This is a genomic window from Curvibacter soli (assembly GCF_029211125.1).
GTDB lineage: Bacteria > Pseudomonadota > Gammaproteobacteria > Burkholderiales > Burkholderiaceae_C > Curvibacter_A > Curvibacter_A soli.
Genome location: NZ_JARGEN010000005.1, coordinates 41420 through 59573, shown reverse-complemented (window position 1 = coordinate 59573; position 18154 = coordinate 41420). Strand labels below are relative to the sequence as shown.

Genomic DNA, 18154 nt, shown 5'->3' with positions numbered 1-18154 from the left:
CGGGCTTGGCCGCCGCGGCGGGCGCGGCAGGGACGGCGGCAGGCGCCGCAGCCTCGCGCTGCGTCACATTGGGGGACTGCCTGCCCAGCGATTTGCTGCCGCCCAGGCGCTTGGCCTCGGCATCCGCGTGCACCAGGGCCAGCGCGGCGAGCAGTACCACAGACCACAATTTCATCGTATTTTCTCCATTCACCACGAACTTGTTCAGCACTTGATTCCAACATGCAGGGCGACGACGCCGCCCGTGAGGTTGTGATAGTCCACATGGCCGAAGCCGTTTTTCCGCATCAGGGCCTTCAGCTCCTGCTGCCCCGGGTGCATGCGGATCGACTCGGCCAGGTAGCGGTAGCTGGCCGCGTCGCCCGCCACCAGCTGGCCGATGCGCGGCAGCACCTTGAACGAATACCAGTCGTAGGCCTTCGCAAGCGGCTTGGCCACCCGGGAGAACTCCAGCACCAGCAGCTTGCCGCGGGGCTTGAGCACGCGGGCCATCTCGGCGATGGCCGCGTCCTTGTGCGTCATGTTGCGCAGGCCGAAGGCCACGCTCACGAGGTCGAAATAGCCGTCGGGGAACGGCAATTGCTCGGCGTCGCAGACCACGGTGGGCAGCACCACGCCCGCGTCGAGCAGGCGGTCGCGCCCGGCGCACAGCATGGCGGCGTTGATGTCGGTGTGCACCACGCTGCCGGCAGGCCCCGCCTTCCTGGCAAAGGCCAGTGCCAGGTCGCCCGTGCCGCCCGCGATGTCGAGCACCCGCTGGCCTTCCTGCACGTTGGCCACCGCGACGGCGTAGGCCTTCCACAAGCGGTGCAGGCCACCCGACATCAGGTCGTTCATGATGTCGTACTTGGGCGCGACCGAGTCGAACACGCCGCGCACGCGGCGCGCCTTGTCCTGCTCGTCCACCGTCTCGAAACCAAAATGCGTCGTCGTCATGCGTCGAATGCTAGGCCGCATGGCAGCGTGCGTACAGCCACAACCCCGCACCGACACGGGGAATCGCATGCCGCTTCTGGTGCATGACCATTGCGGAACGTACACCACTCCACGCCATCCACGCTACTTATTTGATAGCTGCAAGCGCTGGTATATCAAGCGCTGGAGGCCAATATGGTTCAATGGTGCCCGCAGGTACCGCAGCCCTTGGGGGGCATGGGTGCATCGCGGTCCAGGCCCGCAGCCTGCAGGCGGGCGATGTATTCCTCCCACAACCGCTGCTGCTGCGCGCCGAGCCAGTAGAGGTAGCTCCAGGTGTAGATGCCGCTTTCATGGCCGTCGGAGAACACAGGCTTGACGGCGTAGTGGCCCACGGGTTCGAGCGCGGCGATCAGCACCTGCCGCTTGCCCGTCTGCAGCACCTCCTGCCCCGGCCCGTGGCCCTGCACCTCGGCGGAGGGGGAATACACGCGCAGCAGCTCGAACGGGATGCGGAACGCCGCGCCGTCGGCAAACGCCACCTCCAGCACGCGCGACTGGCCGTGCACGGTGATGGACTGCGGCGCGGGAATGTCGTCGGGGGTTGTGCCGGGCATGGGGCTTTCACGAAATGACAAGTCGGGGACGGCATTGTCCCACCCATCGCCGACCAGCCGCGGCCCGTGCCGCGCGCGTGCGCAACGGCGTGGCGCTGGCCTAGAATCCGCCACCATGCGCCGCTTCTTCGTGGTCTTCATCGGCCTGCAACTGCTGCTGTTCGGCATCGAGCTGCTGGAGCCCGTGCAGACGCACTTCGTGCTGCCTGTGACGGCGCTGCTGGCGCATGTGTGCTCGTCGCTCATCGGCGCGGTGGACGCGAACGCCGTGGCCTACGGCAAGGTGCTGATGAACCCGAAGACGGGCTTCGGCATCTCCATCGAGCCGGGCTGCAACGGCATCGAGGCCTGCATCGTGCTGCTGGCGGCCATCGTGGCCTTTCCATCCACCTGGACGCACAAGCTCATCGGCCTGGGCGTGGGGCTGGTGGCGGTGCAACTGCTCAACATCGTGCGCGTCATCAGCCTGTTTTACCTGGGGCAGTGGAACATGGCGTGGTTCAACTTCGCGCACAGCTATCTGTGGCAGGCGCTGATCATGCTCGACGTGCTGGTGGTGTTCATGGTCTGGGCGCGGCGCTATGCCCGCCCGCCCACCGGGCCTTCCGTCCATGCCGCAGCAGCCTGAGCCGCAACGGCGCGCGCCGCGCTTTTCGCCGCTGACGCGCTTCTTCGCACGGGCCGTGGCGGCGTTTCTGGCAGCCACCGCGCTGTGGTGGCCGGTGTCGGACTACGCATCGCGCCCGGCGGCTTTCGTGGCGCGCGTCGTGCTGGAAACCGCCTTCGATGGCTGGGTGCGCCGCACGTCGTCCTCGCCGCACAAGCTGGAGGTGGAGACACGGCTCACGGTGCGCATGCCGCAGCAGCCCGGCATGCCGCGCAACATGGTGGCCGAGCTGACCGGCGAGGTGGACCCGGCCAAGTATGGCTACAGCCTGCCGCTGCTGCTGGCGCTGCTGGTGGCGGGCTCGCGCCGGCACCTGCTGCGCAACGCGCTGGTGGGCGCGGCCTGCCTGGTTCCGTTCCACGCCTTCAGCATCGCGGCCACGCTGCTCAAGGACATGGTGCTCGGCGGCGGCCCCGGCGTGCTGGCGCAAACGGGCTTCGCACAGTGGCAGATCGAACTGCTGGCGTTCTGCTACCAGTTGGGCGTGCTGCTGATGCCCACGCTGGCACCCATCCTGGTGTGGCTGGGACTGGACTGCAGCTTCGCATCGACGCTGCTGCGGCAAGAAGAGCCGCATCCCCCGTCGACGCCGACGCAGCCCGAGCCGCCAACCGCCGCGCCTGCGCCGCAAATGCAGGAGCCGCAAGGCCTCGTCAGTACATCGCCTGCAGCCGTGCCGCCACGGCGGCCTCCACCGCCGGCAGCGCCGCGCTGACGGCGGCCTCCCGCGCGGGCTGGCGCTCGCGCTGCGCGGACGCCCAGACGGATGCGGGGAAGTGGCTGTCCCAGCCGAAGCGCGCAATCACGTGCCAATGCAGGTGCGGCACCATGTTGCCCAGCGCCGCGAGGTTGACCTTGGCCGGCGCCAGGTGCTCGCGCAGCACCTGCTCCACCACGGTCACCGCCTCCATGCAGTGGATGCGCTCGGGCGCGGAGAGGTCGGAGAATTCCGCCGCATGGCCGCTCCAGACCACGCGGTAAAAGGCCGGAAAGCCCGCCTCGTCGGCACGGATGACGCGCAGCCGTGCGCCGCGCCAGACCAGCGCACCGCCGTCGGTGCTGCACAGGGGGCAACCGGGCTGGTGCGGCACCGCGGTCACACCAGCACGCGCTCGATGCCGCCGGCGTTGGCGGCAGCCACGTACTGCGGCATCCAGTCTTCGCCCAGCAGCTTGCGCGCCATCTCGACCACGATGTAGTCGGCTTCGAGCAGGCCGTTGCTCAGGTCGTTGCCGTAGCGCGAGAGGCCCTGCAGGCAGCTCGGGCAACTGGTGAGGATCTTCACGTCGGCGTTCTCCCCTATCGCCCCCGATGCACGCAGCGCGGCCTCGCCCTTCCTGATTTCTTCCTCCTTGCGGAAGCGGACCTGCGTGGAGATGTCTGGTCGGGTAACACCCAGCGTGCCCGATTCGCCGCAGCAGCGCTCGCTCTTGAGCACCTGGGGCCCCAGCAGCGCCCGCACAGTCTTCATCGGCTCTTGCAGTTTCATCGGCGTGTGGCAGGGGTCGTGGTACAGGTAGGCGCCCTGTCCTTGCGTCGGCAACGTGATGCCTTTCTCCAACAGGTATTCATGGATGTCCACGATGCGGCAACCCGGAAATATCTTGTCGAACTCGTAGCCCTGGAGCTGGTCGTAGCAGGTGCCGCAGCTCACCACCACGGTCTTGATGTCGAGGTAGTTGAGCGTGTTGGCCACGCGGTGGAACAGCACCCGGTTGTCGGTGATGATCTTTTCGGCCTTGTCGAACTGGCCGCTGCCGCGCTGCGGGTAGCCGCAGCACAGGTAACCGGGCGGCAAAACCGTCTGCACGCCCGCGTGCCACAGCATGGCCTGCGTGGCCAGGCCCACCTGGCTGAACAGGCGCTCGGAGCCGCAGCCGGGGAAGTAGAACACTGCCTCCGTCTCGGCCGTGGTGGCCTGCGGGTTGCGGATGATGGGCACGACCTCGTTGTCCTCGATGTCGAGCAGCGCGCGCGCGGTCTTCTTGGGCAGGTTGCCCGGCATCTTCTTGTTGATGAAGTGGATCACCTGCTCCTTGACCGGCGGCATGCCCACGGTGGCCGGCGGGTGCGCGGTCTGCCGCTTCGCCAGGCCGCGCAGCAGGTCGCTGCCCAGGCGCTGCAGCTTCATGCCCACGCCAACCATGGCGCCGCGTGCGAACTTGATGGTCTCGGGGTTGGTGGCGTTGAGCATGAACATTGCCGCCGCGTTGCCGGGGCGGAAGCTCTTCTGCCCCATCTTGCGCAGCAGGTTGCGCATGTTCATCGTCACGTCGCCAAAATCGATCTTCACCGGGCAGGGCGACAGGCACTTGTGGCAGACCGTGCAGTGGTCGGCCACGTCCTCGAATTCCTGCCAGTGCCGGATGCTGACGCCGCGCCGCGTTTGCTCTTCGTACAGGAACGCCTCTACCAACAGCGAGGTGGCCAGGATCTTGTTGCGCGGGCTGTAGAGCAGGTTGGCGCGCGGCACGTGGGTGGCGCACACGGGCTTGCATTTGCCGCAGCGCAGGCAGTCCTTCACGCTGTCGGCAATGGCGCCGATGTCGCTCTGCTGCATGATGAGCGACTCGTGCCCCATCAGGCCGAAGCTCGGGGTGTAGGCGTTGGTCAAGTCCGCCATCAGGGGGGCATGCAAACGGTTGTTTGAAGCGTTTTTGGCCTCCATCGCCCGTCCAGCCTGCGCTGGCAGCTCCTTATTTCGTAGCAACTTGCCCTTGTTGAAGCGGCCTTCGGGATCGACCTGGGCCTTGTATTCGGTGAACGGGCGCAGTTCCTCGTCGGTCAGGAATTCGAGCTTGGTGATGCCGATGCCGTGCTCGCCGGAGATCACGCCATCGAGCGAGCGCGCCAGCACCATGATGCGTGCCACGGCCTCGTGCGCGGTCTGCAGCATCTCGTAGTCGTCGCTGTTGACCGGGATGTTGGTGTGCACGTTGCCGTCGCCCGCGTGCATGTGCAGGGCCACCCAGACGCGGCCCTTGAGCACGCGCTTGTGGATGGCGCCGCATTCGTCTAGGATGGGCTGGAGCGGCGCGCCGGCGAATATCTGCTGCAGCGGCTGGCGAATCTGCGCCCTCCAGCTCGCGCGCAGGGTGTGGTCCTGCAACTGGGGAAAGAGCGGGTCCGCGTCGGCCAGCCACTGCGCCCACAGCGCGCGCACCTCGGCCACCAGGGCCACGGCCTGCGCCACGCGGTCTTCCAGCAACTCGGCGGACGGTATCTCGTCGGCATCGTCGCTCTTGCCCAGCGGCAGGTTGCCGCGCTCAAAAAAGGCGGTGAGCGCGTCGCACAGCGCGATCTTGTTGCGCAGGCTCAGCTCGATGTTGATGCGCTCGATGCCGTCGGTGTATTCGGCCATGCGCGGCAGCGGAATCACCACGTCTTCGTTGATCTTGAAGGCGTTGGTGTGGCGGCTGATGGCGGCCGTGCGCTTGCGGTCCAGCCAGAATTTCTTGCGCGCCTCGGGGCTGATGGCGATGAAGCCTTCGCCCCGGCGCGAGTTGGCAATGCGCACCACTTCGCTGGTCACGCGTGCCACGTCGTCGGCGTTGTCGCCCGCAATGTCGCCGAACAGCACCATCTTGGGCAGGCCGCCGCCATGCTTCTTGCTCTTGGTGGCGTAGCCCACGGCTTTCAGGTAGCGGTCGTCCAGGTGCTCCAGTCCAGCGAGCAGCACACCACTGCGCTTTTGCTCGGCAAACATCAAATCCTTGATCTCGACGATGCTGGGCACGGCATCCTTGGCGTTGCCGAAGAACTCCAGGCACACGGTGCGCGTGTGCGCGGGCATGCGGTGCACCACCCAGCGTGCGCTGGTGATGAGGCCGTCGCAGCCCTCCTTCTGGATGCCCGGCAGGCCGCTGAGGAACTTGTCCGTCACGTCCTTGCCCAGGCCCTCCTTGCGGAAGGTCTTGCCAGGGATGTCCAGCCGTTCAGTGCGGATGGGGGTCTTGCCGTCGGCCTCGAAATACTGCAGCTCGAAGCTGGCCATCTCTGCATCATGGATCTTGCCCAGGTTGTGGCCGATGCGCGTGACTTCGAGCCACTGCGCATCGGGCGTGACCATGCGCCAGCTCGCCAGGTTGTCCAGCGCCGTGCCCCACAGCACGGCCTTCTTGCCGCCCGCGTTCATGGCGATGTTGCCGCCGATGCAGCTTGCCTCGGCGCTGGTGGGGTCGACGGCGAAGACGAAGCCGCCGCGCTCGGCCGCGTCGGCCACGCGCTGGGTCACCACGCCGGCCTCGGTCCAGATGGTGGGCACGGGCTTGTCGAGGCCGGGCAGCGACACCATTTCCACCTCGGTCATGGCTTCGAGCTTCTCGGTGTTGATGACCGCGCTCTTCCACGTGAGCGGAATCGCGCCGCCCGTGTAGCCGGTGCCGCCACCACGCGGGATGATGGTCAGGCCCAGCTCGATGCAACCCTTGACCAGGGCGGCCATCTCCACCTCGGTATCCGGGGTGAGCACCACGAAGGGATATTCCACGCGCCAGTCGGTGGCGTCGGTGACGTGGGCCACGCGCGAGAGGCCGTCGAACTTGATGTTGTCGCGCCGCGTTTGGCGGTGCAGCGTGCGCTGGATCTGGCGGCGCAGCGCGGCGGCTTCTTCGAACGTGGCGTCGAACGCCTGCACCGCGCCGCGGGCGGCGGCCAGCAACTCGCCCACGAGCGCGTCGCGCGCGGGGTCAGCCTGCGGCGTGCGGCGGCGCTCCACTTCGGCAAGCCGGTGCTCCAGCGCCTCCACCAGCAGGCGGCGGCGCCTGGGGCTGTGCAGCAGATCATCCTGCAGGTAGGGGTTGCGCTGCACCACCCAGATGTCGCCCAGCACCTCGTAGAGCATGCGGGCGGAGCGGCCCGTGCGGCGCTCCTCGCGCAACTGGTTCAGCACCTCCCAGGCGCGGGAGCCGAGCAGCCGGATCACGATCTCGCGGTCGGAGAACGAGGTGTAGTTATAGGGAATCTCGCGCAGTCGAACAGGCTCGGCGGCCTGCGAAACCAGGGCGGTCAGCGCAGTGGGAGCATTCATGGGGTAGACCTGGGCTGGGCGCTGCGCGCCCATGGACCTTGGGGGTGGCGATTTTAAGCGACCGGGGTGAATCGCGCACTGGCGCGAGGCGACTGAGCATTCAGCCTAGAAACGGCAGTTGGATGCGCCTGCCGGTGCCGTGATCGGGGTGCCAGGCAAGGCGCGACGACGCGGCGGGCTACTGCCCGCAAGGAGGAGCAACGCCGCATGGCGCGCCGAGCGCGGTGCTGGCAGGTGCATAGCGCTCTCACCCACGAGGTGAACGCCATTGAAGCCGTCAACGCTTGATTTCATGCGGCTTGTCAAGGGATACAAAGCGGTCAACTGCCGTTTCTAGGTTCAGTTCATACGCCGGCACCCAGGCGTGTTCCATGCGGATTGGTTGTGATCTGCCCGCCGCTGACCAGGCCGCGCGTGGCTATGGCCGCCTTGGGCCATGATCTGCTGCGCGGCCTGCGGGTTGCCTTGGTGTTGGTCACCAGCAGCAGCTTGTCCTCGAGCAGTTCCAGGTAGCGTTTTTTGTCTTCGTCAATCGTGTACTGAACAACTGCGCTTTCAAGACCGTTGAGACCACCGAGGGCCAAACGCTGACCGGCTTGACCGAGATCACGCCCGTTCAAAAGTCGCTGTTTGCGGCCTTGGAATTGACTCCAACCACCCCATCAGACCTCGCCAAACACGTTTTGTAGTCTGCGGTTTGACATCCATTTCTAATGGAATCAAACACTTACATTCAGGAAGTGTCGAACTTATGCGACCCCGAGTCAGACAGTTCCAACTGCATGAGAATCTTGCCGAGCAGTATGTTGACCGTGGGACGCCCGGTCTCGAAAGTAAAGTGCGCCACCTCCGCATACAGGGGATCGCGTTCTTCCTGCAACTGCCGCAAGCGCTCCAGCGGGTCGTCCCCCTGCAGCAAAGGGCGGCTCGCATCATGCCGCAGACGGCGGAAGATGTCCTCGGGCGTGGAATGCAGATAGAAGACGCGGGAGCGCTCGCGCAAGCGCTGGCGGTTTGCTGGGCGCAGCACCACGCCCCCCCCCGTGGCCAGGACGCCCACGCCGTCTGAGCCAGCGGTCAACTCATCGATGACCTGCTCCTCGATGTCACGGAACGCTGACTCCCCATTACGCGCGAAGTACTCGCGGATGGAGCAGCCGATGCGCTGCTCTATCACATGGTCGCTGTCCACGAATGGCCACCCCAGGCGCCGGGCTAGCTGCCGTCCAATAGTAGTCTTGCCCGAGCCTGGAAGGCCGACCAGCGAAACGATCAATTCGGATTGGTACAGTCAGTGGAAACACCAAACGGGCTGACGGCAGATGCCGGAGGCACGTCCGACTTCATGTCTTCGGCCGACGCAGCCAGCGTGTAGTTATACGCAGAGGTCGACTCGGTGCCCGACACGGATGCCCTGGCATTGATAGTCGTCAAACCCCAGTTGGCATACTGCTCACCGTACAGCAGGCTGAAGGTTGCGAACCCATCGCTGTCGGTAGTCACGGTACCGGACAATCCGGTGGTCGTACCGGTTGTCGCATCGGACGCAATCAGCACCACTCCTCCTGGGGTCAGGTGGCCATCACTGTTTCCGGGGGGGGGATTATCCTCTCCCGGATCCAAAAACCCGTTCCTGTTGGCGTCCTCATTGACGCATTGAGTCAAGCTAGCGTAATGCCATTGTGAACCGTCATAAGCCAATGCCCCTTTGCCGTAGTAGTCCATGTAGACCGAAAGCACGATGGCCTGGTTTCCAACAGCGGCACCATTTGCATCGGTCACGTAGAGCGTGAATGGCTTGCTATAGGTATTGGTGTCGCGATTCGTGATCTCGTTGCCCGTCGCGATGCTGATGAAAAGGGCCTTGGTACTGACCGTGAGGGTCGTGGTGCCCGTTACGCTGGGATTGCTGGCGACGAATGCGTAAAGCTCCACCCCATTCGCCGCAGTCGATAGCGTGCCCGGGATGAAGTTGGCTTCCACCGTACCGTTCGAATTCGTGATCCCGGAGGCAGGATTGATGGTGCCGCCACTCAGATCCTTGCTAGCGGCAAAGTTCACGATCGCATCCTTGACTGGATTGCCGTTCACATCACGCACCAATGCCTGCAAAGTCACACGGTTCGCGCTGCTGCCAGCGACATTGGGAGCCACCGCATTCGGATTCGCCTGCAAAATCAGCGTTGCAGGTTCTGTCGCAACGAATTCGATTTGCTGCGTAGCCGTCAAGGTCGTGCCTTGTCGAGCCGTGAGCGTGGCGGGCCCAGCCGTCGTCGAGCGAAGCTTGACAGTCGCGACGCCATTGGCGTCCGTCGTGGCCTGGGTGGGAGTCACACTCCCGCGCGTGGTGCTGAACGTGACCACTTGGTTGGCCACACCAACCCCCGAAGACAGCAGGTGCACCGTCATATCGGTGTCCACGTCGATGGCAACAGTAGCGCCACTTGTAGGTTTCACGAACGAGAAGTCCTGCCCTTGGCCCGATACTGATATTCTCAATTGAGCCTGGGCCCCCAAACCGGTCAGCGTCACCGTATCCGTACCCGAATTCGCAGGCGTATAGGCAATGGAAGCATAACCCGAGGCATCCGTCGTTACGCTGGCAGGGCTCAGAGGATTTCCAAGAGCCGACTTCACGGCCAAGATGGCATTGGCGATCGGCGCACCTGCAGAGTCCAGCGCCCGTGCGGTCAATGGGGCCGGTGTATTCGATAACAGCAGCGCGCTGTTACCCGCCAAGGTTAACGTCGTTCCGACGACAGGAATCTCGATGCTGCCGCTCTTGGAGTTGGCCGTCGCGGTCACGGTAATCATGCGGTTCGATCTATCGACGCCAGGACTCAAAGTCACGGTTGCCGCCCCACTACTATCGGTAGTAGCGGTTGCATTCTGGAGTGTGCCTGAACTAGCTGCAAAACTGATAGCCTGGGATGCCATGCCATTATTTGTGGCATCTTTCACAATCGCAGTCACCGTGACAGTACCAGCAGCGGAGGCAAGGGATTCCGCCGAAGCCAACAGATCCACCGATGCGACAACCGGTTTGTCAGCGCCACCACTCCCTCCCGTTGGTGTGCCAGCGCTCCCCCCCCCACCTCCACAGCCTGAAAGCAAGGCCAATAAACAAGCGCCCCACAGATACTGCCGCATCTGCATTACAGCTTTTCTTAACATACTATTCTCCACTTTTGAATTAATCATCGCCTCACCGAGCCGCAGAACGCTCCGCAATCATCTTGGGAGTAATAAAAACCAGCATTTCCTGTTTATTCGATGAGCGAGAACGGCTCTTGAAGAGATTACCTACCGCCGGGATGTCACCCAATAAAGGGACCTTGTTTTCATTTTCAGATTCTGTTAGCTCAAAAATACCACCGATCACAACCGTGCCTCCATTTTCCACCAGAACTTGGGTCTGAATATGCTTGGTATTAATGGCAACTCCCTGGGTAGTTTCTTCACCTTTGGAGTCTTTATTTATATCAAGATCAAGAATTATGTTTCCCTCTGGAGTTATCTGGGGAGTAACCTCTAGCTTGAGATTGGCCTTCCTGAATGCAATCGAAGTAGCGCCACTGGACGTGGCCTGCTGATAGGGGAATTCGGTGCCTTGCTCTATCAGCGCTTTGGTCTGGTCTGCCGTAATCACACGGGGACTGGAAACAATGCGTCCTTTTCCATCAGCCTCCAGTGCAGAGATTTCCAAATTCAAAAATCGATTTGCCGCAGAATTAAATATAGACACAGCAAAAGATGCTGGATCAGCCCCCCCCTGGGAAACTGCGGGGAGATTTACAAAACTTCCGGCAGTGTTGACCGTGCCACCCGCTCCACTTGTTGCGATTGCATTGCTATAACTGGTTCCAAATGCAATCCGGTTATTGCCGCTCACCCGATACCCAGCATCACCGCCATTTTGAGCCCGTAAATCCGTGCCGCCAAGACGCACTCCCAGTGAACGGCCGAATGTATCAGAAGCCTCCACAATACGTGCCTCAATAAGCACCTGCCGAACTGGAACATCCAATTTGGCCAGCAATTGCCTGATCTCCTCAAGCTTGGTTGCCGTATCAGATACAAATAACTGATTCGTTCGAGGCTCAGCAATTACTGTCCCTCGATCGCTCAAGAACCTGGCATTAGTACCACTCGACCCACCAGATTGGCCAGTTCCAGTCCCATTCAATTGTTTTATCATGTCCCCGGCCTTGGCATAATTCAGTTGGAACGATTGCGTCCGCAAAGGCTCAAGTTTTTCGATTGCTATCGCTGCTTCATAGTCCTTTTTGGTGCGTGCATCAATTTCATCCTTGGGAGCAATCCATAAAACCGTTCCGGTTTTCTTCATGCCAAGACCTTTGGCATCCATGATAATCTGCAATGCCTGATCCCATGGCACATCCTTCAAGCGAAGAGTCAAGGCACCATTCACGCTATCGGAAGTTATAATATTGAAATTCGTGAAATCGGCAATGACTTGAAGCAAAGATCTCACATCGATATTTTGGAAATTCAGCGACAGCTTTTCTCCACTGTACCCAGGGCCTTGCGTCAGTCTGGATAGATCCACTTTTTTCTGCCGCACCTCAACTACGAATTGATTGTCGCTTTGATAGGCGCTGTGCTCCCAGTCGCCTACTGGTTCGATAGTCATCCGTACCCTATCGCCCGCCTGCGTCGACGCAACGGCCCGCACGGGCGTACCAAAGTCCGCCACATCAATCCGGCGGCGCAGGCCTTCCGGCAAGGATGATCGCAGAAATTCCACTACCAGCCCTTTGCCTTGCTGCCGCAAATCCACACCAACCTGATTATTAGGCAAAGAAACAATCACTCGCCCAGAACCATCTGCGCTACGGCGAAAATCAATGTCTTTAATCGGCAAGACATCCGTGTTCTTCCCCTCAGCGAAAACAGTTGCTCCTGAGGACGCTACCGCTGCAGGACCAGCAACAGGCTCCAAAATAACATAAACACTATTGCCTTTTATTTCAGCCTTGTACGAGGTGGCCTGCTTCAAATTCAGGACAATCCGGGTCCGGTCGCCTGCCTGCACCACATTTGCACTTTTGATATTTCCCTGCGAAATGTCAAAAGAGTTACGCCCAGTGGAATTTCCAGTAGCAGGAAAATCCAGAGCAATACGCGCCGGTGACTGGATTGCAAACCCCGAGGGAAGTGCCGAGGGCGGTTGATTCAAATCAATACGAAGAACATCTGATCCGGCCTGCATTAAACCTGATACAGATTCAATCGTTAATTGCGCATAAGCCATCTGACAGCTTAAAAACGCAGCTAACGCCAACATGAGTCGGCAGGCCCACAGCGGCTGATATTTGACGAGGCAATGATTCATTTTTTTCCCTCTTGGAGTTCCAGCGTGGTCGGTCGTTCAATCCAGTCCCCCGTGGAATCCTGAACTATTTCACGCATTACTATCGCAGTTTCGGTGATTTTCAAAACTCTTCCGTAATTTTGCCCAAGATAATCACCAACATGAACTTGGTACAACAGATTGTCCACCCGCAACAACGCTATGGGAGTGCCATTTTTATCAAGGCTTCCCACCATGGCCATTGCATCTAGCGGGAAAGCTTCCAAAGGCTGCTTTCTACGTGTTAACTCGGGGCTGATAAGAGAGGTATTTGCCACGGCTTGGTTACTGTCGCGCCGCAACGCCTGAGTGAGTCTTTGCCGATTAAATGGCTCCAATGCCGATTCCTGTGTGTAATCTTCAGGAGAAAATTTCTTCGGCTCTGTGATGGGTGTCACACGAGGCTTGGTTTGGCTACGCAATTCTGCCATCCATTGGCGTAGGTCATCATCCGATGAGCCACACCCAGCAAGGGAAAATATACCAAAGCATAGTAAAATAGATAATCCACCTATCTTCCTCACTTCTTGCCTCCCGTTGCTTTACGCTGAGCCGCAACTTCGTCGCCATCGAGATAACGGAATGTTCTCACCGTACTGTCCAAGGCAAGGCCACCATCTTTGGTTGGCGTAATCGCCATATTGTTCAGTGTCACAATCCGAGACAGATGCGCTATGTCAGAGGCAAAAGCTCCCATGTCGTGATATTTTCCCGTCACCCGTACTGCAATTGGCAATTCAGCGTAGTACTCTCGCACCACAATCTGTCCCGGTCGAAAAAGCTCGAACTGCAAGCTTCGCCCCAATCCCGCCTGGTTGATGTCGGACAGCAACGCCGCCATTTCAGCTTTGCTGGGAAGCTGCTTCTCCAATTGGAGCACGTACTGCTGTACCTGTTCACGCTGCTTTTTCAGTGCTTCTAGGCTGACGGCCTTTGTCAGCTTCTTTTGATAATCTTCGCGAAGGCCAACTTCTTTGGCTCGCTCCCTATCCAATTCATCTTGAGACTCGGATAGTTTGATAAACCAAAGCACAATAACTACAGCAACAGCGATTACTATGCACAAGAGTAATCTAGGGACGATTGGCCACAATGACGGATCTTTGGGATCCAGATTCTTAAACTGCCGACTTAAAGATCTACCAATGGCAGGAAAATCTATATTGACTATCGTTTTTTTTGCCATGTGCAGCCTACTTTCCCGACGTCGACACGCCCCGCGCAGCGGGCTCTTGCGCCTTTTGCACCTCGCCTGAATTCAGCAAACGGACTCGCATGTTGAAACTTGCAACACGGCGCTGCTCCTTCGGGCTCAAACTCACATTACTGGCAACAATTTCGATAAGTTCCGGCTTGGAAAGCCAAGGCGTACCGCTTCCAAAATTCCGCAGCATTTCAGAAATTCGCTCGTTAGACTGAGCCATGCCCTGAATTGCGATATTTTGGCCTTCCTGGCGCATGTTGGTGACGTACACCCCATCTGGTAATTGCCGGACAATCTCATTCAGCAAATGAACCGGCATATTACGATCGGACTGCAGATCTTCCACCGCTTTTTGGCGCGCACGTAACGCAGCAATTTCCGATTCGATATTGGCAATTTCCTTGATCTGATTTTCAAGAATTGCGATTTCCCGATGCAAAACCGCATTGCGCTCCTGTTGACTCGTAATCATGGCCTGAAAAGCCAAATGAATTCCGCCAGCGATTACCAAGCCCAGCAGCAAAGAAGCAACCATCGTCGCTTGAAATGCCTCTTTCCTCCGCTTACGGGCCGCCTCTCTGTGCGGAAGCAGGTTGATTAAAATCACTGCAGGAACCTCCGCATTGCCAGACCACAGGATGTCAGATAGGAAGGCGCTTCACGCACCATTTTCTTGAGGCGCACTGAACTTCCCATGGCCATGCCCTCGAACGGGTTGACCAAAGTACAGGCAAAAGAAGTCTGCTCTTTGACCGCTTGCGTCAAGCCGGGTAGCGGAGCAGAGCCCCCGGCAAGCATGACTTGATCGATTCTGTTGTACGGCGTGCTCGTGAAGAAAAACTGCAGCGCACGCGCTATTTCCTGTGCCGTACTTTCGACAAAGGGCCGCAAGACGACGGAGTCATAGTCTTCCGGGAGTTCGCCGCTGCGCTTTTTGCTTTCGGCTTCCTCCGGTGAAAAGCCGTACTGGCGCACGATCAACTGCGTCAACTGCGCACCGCCGAATGCCTGGTCGCGTTCATACAGGACTTCGTCGTCACGAATCACCTGCATGCTGGTGGTCAAGGCGCCCACCTCGAAAAGTGCAACCATCACGCCTTTGCCTTTGCCGGGAAATGTCTCGATGAGCCGGCCTGCGGCCAGCCGCGATGCATACGACTCGATATCTATCACCACAGGCTTCAGGCCCGCCGCTTCCGCCAGCCCCTGGCGATCCTGGACTTTCTCGCGACGCGACGCGGCAATCAGCACATCGACATCCCCTGTCGAATTGGTGTTGGGCCCCACCACGCAGAAGTCGAGGCTCACTTCGTCTAGCGAGAACGGAATGTATTGGTTTGCCTCGGACTCCACCTGCACTTCCAATTCCTGCTCGCTCATTCCCCCAGGAAGAATGATCTTCTTGGTGATGACGGCAGAAGGCGGCAATGCCAGCGCCACATTTTTCGTACGCGTTCCGCTTTTCTTGACGAGCCGCCGCAAGGCATCGGAAACCTCATCGAATTTTTCGATGTTTCCATCGGTGATCCACCCCCGCTCCAGCGGCTCGATGGCGCAGCGCTCCAGCACCAATCCGCCCGACTTGTCGCGCCCTAGCTCCACCAGCTTAACGCTGGAAGAGCTGATGTCGATGCCCAGCAATGGTGCTGCCTGCCGACTGAATAACGACCCCAAAGAGATCAAGATTGGTCCCCCGAAACACGCCAAAAAGAGGCAACAAAACTTAACAGTTCACATGAATGCTATCAGTAAGATAGCTATCGGGCAAAGGATTTTCCTTTTGCAATCGTTTCGCATCGTTGTCAAAACCCGACGTTTGCGCTGACTCTGGGCCATTGACCGACGCAGGCCTTCTGCCGCCATGGTGGGCGCCCCCCGGTTTGCGCATCACCCGTTTTCTATAATGCCGGTCTTCCCTTTCCTTCGGAGTGTCATGCCGCCCTCCCGTCCCATCGGCTCCGAAAAGGCTGCCTCAGCCCACCCCGCCTCACCAAAACCTCGCTGGCTTTCATGGAGTCTGCGGCTCGCCGCCTGGGCCCTGGGGCTTTTCGCAGCTTCCGCCATTGCCGCCATGCTGGTGGTTGCGGTCGCATTGAGTGTGGCTTACCCGAACCTCCCCGACATTTCGGCGCTGTCCGACTATCGGCCCAAACTCCCGCTGCGCGTGTTTTCCAGCGAAGGGGCATTGCTGGGCGAGTTCGGGGAAGAGCGCCGCAACCTGACACCGATCCAGGACATCCCCCAGGTCATGAAGGATGCCGTGCTCGCCATCGAGGACACACGGTTCTTTGAACACAGCGGCGTGGACTACAAAGGCATGCTGCGAGCTGGACTGGCCAACCTTGGCCGCATGAAGAGTCAGGGGGCATCGACCATCACCATGCAGGTCGCGCGCAACGTCTATCTCTCTTCCGAAAAGACGTTCACGCGCAAGATCTACGAAATCCTGCTGACCTTCAAACTGGAACATCTGCTCAGCAAGAACCAGATTCTGGAGATCTACATGAACCAGATCTACCTGGGCAACCGCGCCTACGGCTTCGCCGCGGCATCGGAAGCCTATTTCGGCAAGCCGCTCAAGAACATTTCGGTTGCTGAAGCCGCCATGCTGGCGGGATTGCCCAAGGCCCCTTCTGCCTACAACCCCATCAACAACCCCAAGCGCGCGCGCGCGCGGCAGCTCTACATCATCGAGCGCATGGAGGAAACAGGCTTCATCACCCACGCGCAAGCCGAATCCGCGCGGCAAGAAAGCCTCAAGCTCCGATCCGCGAGCAATGACAGTACCCGCGTGCATGCCGAATACCTAGCGGAGATGGCGCGCCAGTTCATCTTTGCGCAATATGGCAATGACACCTACACCCGCGGCCTGAATGTCTATACGAGCATCAACGCCGCCGACCAGGAGGCGGCCTACCGCGCATTACGGCAAGGCATCATGAACTATGAACGTCGGCAGATCTACCGCGGGCCGGAAAAGTTTGTCGACCTTCCCACCGACCCGAAGGAACTGGAAGACGCGATCGACGACGCGCTGGCCGACCATCCCGACAATGGCGATGTCATGTCCGCGATGGTCCTCGACGCCACGCCCAAGAAGATCCTCGCCGTGCGGCAAAATGGCGACAGCGTGGAGATCACGGGCGATGGGCTCAAGCCCGCGCAGTCCGGCCTGGCCGACAAGGCCCCCCCGCACATCAAGATCCGCAGAGGCGCCATCATCCGTGTCGTGCACACGCCCAAGGACACCTGGGAAATCACGCAACTGCCCGAAGTCGAGGGCGCCTTCGTAGCCATGGATCCGCGCAACGGCGCCATCAAGGCACTGGTGGGCGGGTTCGACTTCGGCAAGAACAAGTTCAACCACGTCACCCAAGCCTGGCGGCAGCCGGGCTCCAGCTTCAAGCCCTTCATCTATTCCGCCGCGCTCGAAAAAGGCTTCACGCCAGCGACCGTGGTGAACGACGCGCCGCTCTTCTTCGATGCCGGCGTCACCGGCGGCCAGCCCTGGGAGCCCAAGAACTTCGATGGCAAGTTCGAAGGCCCCATGACCCTGCGAGCCGGCTTGGCGAAGTCCAAGAACATGGTCTCGATCCGCGTGCTGCAAGCCGTGGGCCCCAAGAACGCACAGGAATGGGCCACGCATTTCGGCTTTGAAGCGGAAAAGCACCCTGCCTACCTGACCATGGCGCTGGGAGCGGGCTCGGTCACACCCATGCAGATGGTGGGCGCGTACTCGGTGTTCGCCAACGGCGGTTTCCGGGTCAATCCATGGGTCATCAGCAAGGTCACGGACTACAAGGACCGCGTTCTCTCCGAAACGGCACCTGCCGCGCCGACCGAAGACCAGCGCGCAATCCCGGCGCGCAATGCCTTCATCATGAGCAGCCTCTTGCAGGAAGTCACGCGCGCAGGAACCGCGGCGCGTGCCCAGGCCACGCTCAAGCGCCCCGACGTGTATGGCAAGACAGGCACCACCAACGATGCCATGGACGCATGGTTTGCAGGCTACCAGCCGACGCTCGCGGCGGTCACGTGGATCGGCTACGACACGCCGCGCAATCTGGGAAGTCGGGAAACCGGTGGCGGGCTCAGCCTTCCGGTGTGGATCAGCTTCATGGAAACCGCACTCAAGGGAGTGCCCGTGATGGAGCCGCCCGTGCCGGAGGGTGTTGTGAACGTGGGCGGCGAATGGTTCTATGACGAATATGCACGCAATGCGGGCATCGCCAGCGTGGGCCTGGAAGAGCACGCCCAAGGCGCCCCTGCCGGCTTGCCCGACAGCGGCGCCGCAACGCCGCCTGCGTCCGAGGAGCGCAACCGCATCCTGGACCTGTTCCGCAATTAG

15 protein-coding genes are annotated in these 18154 nt (G+C 60.5%); 3 read left to right on the top strand and 12 right to left on the bottom strand.

Annotated features, from left to right (window positions below; genetic code table 11):
* Nucleotides 1-204: 204 nt before the first annotated feature.
* Complete coding sequence (gene ubiE / locus PY257_RS00955; RefSeq protein ID WP_275737840.1) at nt 205-936, bottom strand: bifunctional demethylmenaquinone methyltransferase/2-methoxy-6-polyprenyl-1,4-benzoquinol methylase UbiE; 732 nt, start codon at nt 934-936, stop codon at nt 205-207.
* Nucleotides 937-1115: 179 nt separating this feature from the next.
* Nucleotides 1116-1532 (bottom strand): gamma-butyrobetaine hydroxylase family protein, encoded by a 417-nt coding sequence (locus PY257_RS00950; RefSeq protein ID WP_275737838.1) that lies wholly within the window; start codon nt 1530-1532, stop codon nt 1116-1118.
* A 115-nt stretch (nt 1533-1647) separates the two neighbouring features.
* Between PY257_RS00950 and xrtH the strand changes: the two genes are divergently transcribed.
* Together xrtH and PY257_RS00940 are read left to right on the top strand one after the other, a co-directional pair.
* Entirely contained in the window at nt 1648-2160 is a 513-nt protein-coding gene (gene xrtH, locus PY257_RS00945) for an exosortase H (RefSeq protein ID WP_275737836.1), read from the top strand.
* Nucleotides 2144-2914: an exosortase H-associated membrane protein gene (locus PY257_RS00940; protein WP_275737833.1), complete on the top strand. Its 771-nt coding sequence runs from the start codon at nt 2144-2146 to the stop codon at nt 2912-2914. Before xrtH ends, PY257_RS00940 begins: the two co-directional genes overlap by 17 nt.
* On the opposite strand, the gene PY257_RS00935 is transcribed toward PY257_RS00940, so the two are convergent.
* The 10 genes from PY257_RS00935 to PY257_RS00890 all read right to left on the bottom strand — a co-directional run bounded on the left by PY257_RS00935 (nt 2853) and on the right by PY257_RS00890 (nt 15489).
* Complete coding sequence (locus PY257_RS00935) at nt 2853-3290, bottom strand: HIT family protein (RefSeq protein WP_275737850.1); 438 nt, start codon at nt 3288-3290, stop codon at nt 2853-2855. The two genes, PY257_RS00940 and PY257_RS00935, sit on opposite strands and share 62 nt — an antisense overlap.
* Before the next feature lie 5 nt (nt 3291-3295).
* Nucleotides 3296-7228 (bottom strand): FAD/FMN-binding oxidoreductase, encoded by a 3933-nt coding sequence (locus PY257_RS00930; RefSeq protein ID WP_275737831.1) that lies wholly within the window; start codon nt 7226-7228, stop codon nt 3296-3298.
* A 344-nt stretch (nt 7229-7572) separates the two neighbouring features.
* Nucleotides 7573-7848: a hypothetical protein gene (locus PY257_RS00925; RefSeq protein ID WP_275737829.1), complete on the bottom strand. Its 276-nt coding sequence runs from the start codon at nt 7846-7848 to the stop codon at nt 7573-7575.
* A gap of 113 nt (nt 7849-7961) precedes the next feature.
* Nucleotides 7962-8504 carry a shikimate kinase gene (locus PY257_RS00920; RefSeq protein WP_275737828.1) on the bottom strand — a complete coding sequence of 181 codons (543 nt, stop codon included), beginning with the start codon at nt 8502-8504 and terminating at the stop codon, nt 7962-7964.
* Complete coding sequence (locus PY257_RS00915) at nt 8501-10378, bottom strand: Ig-like domain-containing protein (protein ID WP_419095638.1); 1878 nt, start codon at nt 10376-10378, stop codon at nt 8501-8503. Before PY257_RS00915 ends, PY257_RS00920 begins: the two co-directional genes overlap by 4 nt.
* Nucleotides 10379-10433: 55 nt before the next feature.
* Nucleotides 10434-12584 carry a type IV pilus secretin PilQ gene (gene pilQ / locus PY257_RS00910; RefSeq protein WP_419095636.1) on the bottom strand — a complete coding sequence of 717 codons (2151 nt, stop codon included), beginning with the start codon at nt 12582-12584 and terminating at the stop codon, nt 10434-10436.
* Complete coding sequence (locus tag PY257_RS00905; RefSeq protein WP_419095637.1) at nt 12581-13033, bottom strand: pilus assembly protein PilP; 453 nt, start codon at nt 13031-13033, stop codon at nt 12581-12583. Before PY257_RS00905 ends, pilQ begins: the two co-directional genes overlap by 4 nt.
* Nucleotides 13034-13122: 89 nt before the next feature.
* Entirely contained in the window at nt 13123-13788 is a 666-nt protein-coding gene (locus PY257_RS00900) for a type IV pilus inner membrane component PilO (protein WP_275737821.1), read from the bottom strand.
* 7 nt (nt 13789-13795) lie between these two features.
* Nucleotides 13796-14413: a PilN domain-containing protein gene (locus tag PY257_RS00895; RefSeq protein WP_275737819.1), complete on the bottom strand. Its 618-nt coding sequence runs from the start codon at nt 14411-14413 to the stop codon at nt 13796-13798.
* Nucleotides 14410-15489 carry a pilus assembly protein PilM gene (locus PY257_RS00890; RefSeq protein ID WP_275737817.1) on the bottom strand — a complete coding sequence of 360 codons (1080 nt, stop codon included), beginning with the start codon at nt 15487-15489 and terminating at the stop codon, nt 14410-14412. The genes PY257_RS00895 and PY257_RS00890 overlap by 4 nt, the downstream gene beginning before the upstream one ends.
* Nucleotides 15490-15877: 388 nt before the next feature.
* Here PY257_RS00890 and PY257_RS00885 point away from each other — a divergent pair, with 388 nt between their 5' ends.
* A complete protein-coding gene (locus PY257_RS00885; RefSeq protein ID WP_419095635.1) occupies nt 15878-18154 on the top strand; it encodes a penicillin-binding protein 1A in 2277 nt (758 codons plus the stop codon).